The sequence below is a fragment of the Chitinophaga sp. genome (assembly GCF_036566945.1).
In the GTDB taxonomy this organism is placed as follows: Bacteria; Bacteroidota; Bacteroidia; order Chitinophagales; family Chitinophagaceae; genus Chitinophaga.
Genome location: NZ_DATCVJ010000153.1, coordinates 1 through 6,467, shown reverse-complemented (window position 1 = coordinate 6,467; position 6,467 = coordinate 1). Strand labels below are relative to the sequence as shown.

At 45.8% G+C, this 6,467-nt stretch carries 7 protein-coding genes; all 7 read right to left on the bottom strand.

Annotated elements, in window-relative coordinates; genetic code table 11:
* On the bottom strand, positions 1 to 529 hold a 529-nt coding region (locus VIP81_RS04490), incomplete at its 3' end, for a redoxin domain-containing protein (RefSeq protein WP_331957279.1).
* A gap of 141 nt (positions 530 to 670) precedes the next feature.
* Positions 671 to 1,639 carry a YihY/virulence factor BrkB family protein gene (locus tag VIP81_RS04485; RefSeq protein ID WP_331957278.1) on the bottom strand — a complete coding sequence of 323 codons (969 nt, stop codon included), beginning with the start codon at positions 1,637 to 1,639 and terminating at the stop codon, positions 671 to 673.
* 132 nt (positions 1,640 to 1,771) lie between these two features.
* Positions 1,772 to 2,824, bottom strand: coding sequence for an endolytic transglycosylase MltG (gene mltG, locus VIP81_RS04480; RefSeq protein ID WP_331957277.1), 1,053 nt, complete (start codon positions 2,822 to 2,824; stop codon positions 1,772 to 1,774).
* A 134-nt stretch (positions 2,825 to 2,958) separates the two neighbouring features.
* Positions 2,959 to 3,315: a preprotein translocase subunit SecG gene (gene secG / locus VIP81_RS04475; protein ID WP_331957276.1), complete on the bottom strand. Its 357-nt coding sequence runs from the start codon at positions 3,313 to 3,315 to the stop codon at positions 2,959 to 2,961.
* Between the two features lie 12 nt (positions 3,316 to 3,327).
* Positions 3,328 to 4,686 carry a hypothetical protein gene (locus tag VIP81_RS04470; RefSeq protein WP_331957275.1) on the bottom strand — a complete coding sequence of 453 codons (1,359 nt, stop codon included), beginning with the start codon at positions 4,684 to 4,686 and terminating at the stop codon, positions 3,328 to 3,330.
* A gap of 35 nt (positions 4,687 to 4,721) precedes the next feature.
* Positions 4,722 to 5,243, bottom strand: coding sequence for an LptE family protein (locus VIP81_RS04465; RefSeq protein WP_331957274.1), 522 nt, complete (start codon positions 5,241 to 5,243; stop codon positions 4,722 to 4,724).
* 24 nt (positions 5,244 to 5,267) lie between these two features.
* Positions 5,268 to 6,467 (bottom strand): sigma-54 interaction domain-containing protein (locus VIP81_RS04460; protein ID WP_331957273.1); only part of this gene is annotated, 1,200 nt, incomplete at its 5' end.

Genomic DNA, 6,467 nt, shown 5'->3' with positions numbered 1-6,467 from the left:
TAGCATTTTGTAGCAACGTTACTTTGACTGTTTGTGCATTTCCCGGACTATCATCAATCCCCCCTTTATAAGCCAGCCGGCTATTTTTATCGAACAGGAAGCATTCAGGTATGTGGTTGGCATCAAAAGCATTTGCCAGCACTGCATTGAGGTCCACTACATAGTACCAGGTGAAATTTTGCGCGGCGCCATAGCGTTGCATTGCGGTATAGGATTCCCTGTCGCTGCGTTCAGCTTCATTGGAATTGACGATCACTACGCCGATATTGTTTTTACGTGCATGCTGACAAATATGTTGCAATCTTGCTTCATTGCGCAGCATGTAAGGGCAGATGTTGCTGCCAAAAATAACCAATAGCCCATTCGTTCCTTTTGCGCCTGCCAATGTGATTTTTTTGCCGGAAATATCTGTCAGGCTAAGATCTGATTTAGGGAGTAATGCGCCGGGTTCCAGCGGTGTTTCCCTGGTTGGTTGAAAGGAGGATAGTAAAATGGTAAGACAGGATAAATAAATGGTGGCCTTCATCATAGTGAATGGTTTTCAGGTCCTGATTAAATATAGTAAAATGCGACAGTATATTTTTGCATTTTTAGGAGCAAATAATCAAGTAAAATATAATAAAAAATTATAAAATAAAAATATTTAATAAGTGTTTTTGAGAGATGGCGGCTATGCCTGATTGGAGGGTATTCGTTTCTTTTTTTCTTCTTGTCTTGCGTCACTGATGGTTCTGATGCTGGCATTGAGTTCAAACCCAATCAGGAGGATGAGGGAGTTCAGGAAAATCCAGAGCATAAGTACAAGGATGGTACCGATAGAGCCATAGATCTTATTATAGTTACCGAAGTTATTAACAAACCAGGAGAAGCCCACAGTGACGAGGATCATAAAAACGGTTGCCACGGTGGCGCCGGCAGTAATGAATTTCCATCTGCGGGTGGTAGCTGCCCCGATGCGGTACAGGAAACCGTTTACCGAGTAAAAAAGCATTACGATCACTACCCAACGACCTATATCGATCACGTTTCTGAGCAAGGTACTTTTAACGCCTACCAGGTTGAATACCCAGCGCAGGGTAGCACCCTGGGCAACGATCAGCGTTACAGTAATGAGCAACAGGACTACCAGTATAGCCGTCAATTGCAGGGCGATGAGCCGGTTTTGCCACCATTTTCTTTTGCGGAAGCCTACTCCCTGAATTTTGCTGAAGGAGCGGAGTATGCCCATTACGCCATTGGAGGAATAGAAAAATCCCATCAGGAAGGCGATAGAGAGCAATCCGTTGCGATGTGTATAGAGGAAGTCGTGGATCATTCCTCTCACGATCATATAGGTGTTATAGTTAGGTGTGAGGTCTTCCGCCAGGTCATAAAGCGTAGGCTCTATGTTTTTTATAGGTACGTAGGGTACGAGTGTAAACAGGAAGATAAAAAAAGGCGGAATGGCCAGCAGGAAGTTAAAGGAAATGGCCCTGGCACGGTCACCGAGGCCCCTGTTTTTGGTTTCCTGCCCGAAATGTTTTAGTACATCATACAGCGGCAGCCCTTCAAATCCCGGGAGGATCAGGGTTTTAGTCCTGTCTACCAGACGGCGGTAGGGGCGTGAGCGAAAGATGATGTTTTCGGGTCTGAAGGCCATTTTTTTTAGAATTACGAATTATGAATTACGAATTACGGATTTGTGGGGAGATGATAGCGGATGATCTTCGTTTATTATCTCCGCACAAATCCGTAATTCGTAATTCATAATTCGTAATTCTCAATATCAATATCAAAATCCTCGTTTATTCAGTTCTGCCTGGTATTTCCGGGCATTTACCAGGTGCTCTGCATAGGTGGCTGCAAAAGCATGATATCCGGAGAAGTCGGATCTGGCACAGAAATAAAGGTAATCTGTTTCCGGTGTATTTAAAACGGCATTCAATGTTTTCTCAGAGGGGGTACAGATAGGGCCGGGAGGGAAACCTTCATAACGGTAAGTGTTATACGGAGAATCGTACAGGGTATGATTTTCCCGTATGCGTTTCAGGCCGAAGTCCTGCAGCGCAAATTTCACTGTAGGATCTGCCTGCAGGCGCATGCCTTTCCGGAAGCGGTTCAGATATACACTGGCAATTAATGGTTTTTCGTCGTTTTTATTGCTTTCTTCTTCCACAATAGAAGCCAGGATGGTGACCTGGTTTTCGGAGAGTTTCAGTTTATCAGCTTTCTCTTTTCGTTCCGGCGTCCAGAATTCTTCTCTTTCTTTTTCTATCTTTTTGAATACGGCTTCGGCGCCGGTATTCCAGTAAAATTCGTAGGTGTTGGGCACTACAGCACACATGACGGTGTTGGTATCCAGGCCAAACTGGCGGAGATACACGGCATCCGCCATCAGGGAGCGGAGTACAACAGAATCTGCTTCCAGGTTGTTGCTTACTTTCCGGACGAAATCGTCTTTGGTGCGTAATTTATTGATGACCAGCACTACGGGCGTTTGTTTTCCGGAGCGCAGCAGGCGGGCAATGTCGAAGTTGCTCATGCCGCTGTTGATCTTATAACGACCGGCTTTTACGCGGGCAGGATAGTCCAGTTTCTGCGCTACCCAGTTAAAACTGTTGCGGTTGCGGATGATGCCCTGCTCTTCCAGGCCATCCAGCACGTTGTCATAGCTGCTGTTGGTGCGTACGTAAAAGTATTTGTTATCGCCAAAGGCTTTGGTATTGGGACCAAATACGCGGTAAGAAATATACACCAGCGCACCGGCAGCCAGACAGCCGGCAATCACCAGTATCCGTCTTATCCAGACAGATTTTGTGCTGGATGTTTTGCTTTTTTTAGCCATAGATAGTATTGGTCGTTACGATTGAGCGAAAGCGGGAATAACATCAGGTTTTTCAATATACTCCGTCGGTCGCCATTAAAAAAAACCTCGCTTTTAACGGCGAGGTTTCAAATATTATTATTCAAAAATATTTATTATTTGCCTGGAGCTGGAGCTGGAGCCGGCGTAGTACCTGGCAGCGGAGTTGCTGGCGCTTGTGGCATTGGCGCACCTGCACCTGCTTTTTCAACTGCACTTGGAGCCAGGGTTTGACCTGCTTTGCCGCCTTTACCAATGAAGAAAGGAGCGGTCAGGCAGAGTACAGCAATCAGTACAGCCAGGATCCAGGTACCTTTTTCCAACACGTCAGTGGTCTGACGCACCCCGATCACCTGATTACCAACACCACCAAGAGCGCCGGAAAGTCCGCCACCTTTAGGGTTCTGGATCAGCACGAAGAAGCCTAACAACACACAGGCTAATATGATCAGGATACCAAAAATTATCAACATAGAAATTACTATTTATTTTTTGTCTGTTTGTGACTTTAATTCTAATATCTTTTGCGCAAAATAAGCGTTTTTGTCGGGATTAAGCAAACTTAATTTTTGATATATCTTAATCGCGTTACTATATTGGTGCTGGCGTACCCAAATCTCCGCCAGTGTTTCAGAAACGATGTCGTTGTTAAACACAATAGAGTCCATGGCCATTTTCTCAACGGTTTCAGACACTTCTGGTTCTTCTTCTTCTTCATAAATGCGGTGCAACTGCTGGTGATACCAGTCTTTGCTGGTTTTTCCCACAAAGTTGTCTTTCATTTGCCGCAGCCAGGAAGTAAAGCTTTTCATTTCCGCGGCGCCCTGTTCATTTAAGTCATCTGCCTCTTCCGGATTTTTCAGTCTTTTATAGGCAAAATAATCATCTGTATAGAGTGGCTGGAAAATGAGTTCTGTTTCTTCTGCCTGTGCGGACAGCGGGAAGATCCTGATGGGGCCTAAGCCGCCGGTTTCTTCTTCGACTGGGGCAGGGCTGTTTTCCGCTGCTGGCGTGAATACAGGTGGTGGGGGCATATCGGGAGCCACTGTTGCTGCTATGTCTTCGTGTTCAAAATCTGCAACAGCGAGTGGTATTTCAGTGGCCTCAACAGGTATATCTGCCGGGGCATCCTGTAAATCTACAGCTGCTTCCATTACGGGGGCAGGTGTCAAGGTTTCCTCCACTGGTGCAGGGGGAGCCGTTTCCGAAAGCTCCGCTACTACTTCCGTAGTAGGAGGAGCTGCTATTTCAACCACATCTTCCGAAATAACAGCAAAATGGTTATCTGCGATGGGCTGTACTACCTCCGCGGCTGGAGGTGTTTCCATTTCTTTTACCTCTTCCGAAATAACAGCAAAATGATTTTCCGCAATGGGATGTACAGCTGCAGCAGCCATGATAGTTACTTCTTCATCAACTATGGGGGCTGTTGCTGTAAACGTTTGCAATGCATCTTCCGGAATAGGGGTTTCCACATCAGGTAATGCTGTTTCTTCACCTATCCACTCCACTGTAAGCGCTTGCGGTGTTGTTATCACATCCTCTTTTTCGCCGGACAATGTATCTTCGGGAATAACCGCCGCAACGCGGTTTTCCACTTCCTGTAGTATCTGTTCTTCTGAAATCACCTGATAAGCGTAGTGGTGCTGGTTGGTATAAAGCAGCGCCTTTTTAACGGCGTCACTTTGCAGGTCGCCGGTTTTTTGGTAAACCTTTCTGGCCAGCAGCAGGCGGGCAGCAGAAAAATATGGGTGGTCTGCCACCAATTGTTCCATCGCCGCTTCATTTACCAAATGAAGAGAAGGTTGTAGAAACACATGCGCTATAATCCTGTTTGCCGTCATAGGTTGCTAATGTAATAAAAAAAACGACTTACACATTACCAGTTCGCAAAAGCCCTGTTAAAGATATCATCGGTAATACCCGGAATAATATTGTTTTCCAGCAAACCATTTTCTACGGTGCTGGGCAACTGGGTGGCCGGGAACTCTGCGGAACGGGAGAATGACTGGGTAAATCCTTTTTTATCGCCTACACGTTTAATGAAAGTAACGTTTACCGTTACATTTAAACGGGAGGTAGCTGCCTGGTCAACATTCGTAACGGCGGCATTGGAAAAAGAGTAGCCGGTGATAGTGGCTTTAAACTCGTAATCTGCTCTGGGCTCATTTTCATTCACCTGGGTCAAACGGGTTTGAGAGGTGATTTTATCACGCAGTTTAGTGGTTAGTTTCTGGCTTAAGGTCGGATTATTAATCGGCGCCCTGTTCTCAATAAAGCGCACATTCACCGTCTTGGCTTCCTGGTCTATACTGGCGCCGGTGGTGGAGTATTTTACACTGCAACCGGCCAATACTGTCAGTGTGGCTATGGATATAAATACTTTGATATTGCTGATCATTGTGATACTGATATTAAAATTCGTTTATTCGGCGATGTTATATTCTTTGAGCTTGCGGTAAAGCGTTCTTTCAGAAATGCCCAGGTCCAGCGCGGCATCCTTACGTTTGCCTTTATGTTTTTTCAGGGCTTTCACAATGAGTTCTTTCTCTTTGTCGGCAATAGACAAGGTTTCTTCTACTTCTTCGTGATGATCAATTTTATTATCTGCTAAGATAATGGGTTGTGCATTACCAAGACTACTACTGCTGGGAGGTGTATTCATTTCCGCGGCAGAAGGGTAGCTGTGCAATACATGGTTGTCTGTCGGATACTCCGCCGCATGCGGCATATTTGGATTCTGGAGAATATCGAAAAACATTTTCTTTACTTCTGTTACATCTTTTTTCATGTCGAAGAAAAGTTTGTACAGAATATCCCTTTCGCTGTTGAAATCGCTGTTTTGTTGTGGCGCTGCCAACATAGGCAGGCGGTTGATTTCCGGTTGTTCGGGCAGGAAGCGTTTGAGGTCATTGGCTGTCACCAGCTTATCTGACGACAATACTGAAATTTGTTCCGCAATATTTTTCAGCTCACGGATATTACCTCTCCAGGGATAGTTCACGAGTATATTACGCGCTTCTTCATCCAGTTGTATAGAGGGTGTTTTATATTTTTCTGAGAAGTCTACCGAGAATTTCCTGAACAACAAAGGAATATCTTCTTTGCGATCGCGCAGGGCGGGCACGCGTATAGGCACGGTGTTGAGGCGGTAGTACAGATCTTCCCTGAACTTACCCTGTTGGGTACGTTCCAGTAAATCCCTGTTGGTAGCGGCTACTACACGCACATCTGTTTTTTGTACTTTGGATGAACCTACGCGGATATACTCTCCGGTTTCCAGTACGCGCAACAGCCGGGCCTGTGTACCCATTGGCATTTCGCCAATTTCATCGAGGAAGATGGTGCCGCCGTTTACGGTTTCGAAATAGCCTTTGCGGCTATCTACCGCACCGGTAAAAGATCCTTTTTCATGGCCGAAAAGCTCAGAGTCGATGGTGCCTTCCGGGATGGCGCCGCAGTTAACGGCAATAAAAGGATTATGTTTACGCGCGCTGAGGGCATGAATAATCTGTGAAAAAACCTCTTTACCAACACCACTCTCTCCGTTAATTAATACGGTGAGGTCTGTATTGGCTACCTGAACAGCCACCTGCAATGCGTAGTTGAGTGCAGGACTACTACC

Bases quoted from the DNA above. Each gene is read 5' to 3' on its own strand.
- VIP81_RS04485 (WP_331957278.1), bottom strand. From the start codon at position 1,639: ATGGCCTTCAGACCCGAAAACATCATCTTTCGCTCACGCCCCTACCGC.
- mltG (WP_331957277.1), bottom strand. From the start codon at position 2,824: ATGGCTAAAAAAAGCAAAACATCCAGCACAAAATCTGTCTGGATAAGA.
- secG (WP_331957276.1), bottom strand. From the start codon at position 3,315: ATGTTGATAATTTTTGGTATCCTGATCATATTAGCCTGTGTGTTGTTA.
- VIP81_RS04470 (WP_331957275.1), bottom strand. From the start codon at position 4,686: ATGACGGCAAACAGGATTATAGCGCATGTGTTTCTACAACCTTCTCTT.
- VIP81_RS04465 (WP_331957274.1), bottom strand. From the start codon at position 5,243: ATGATCAGCAATATCAAAGTATTTATATCCATAGCCACACTGACAGTA.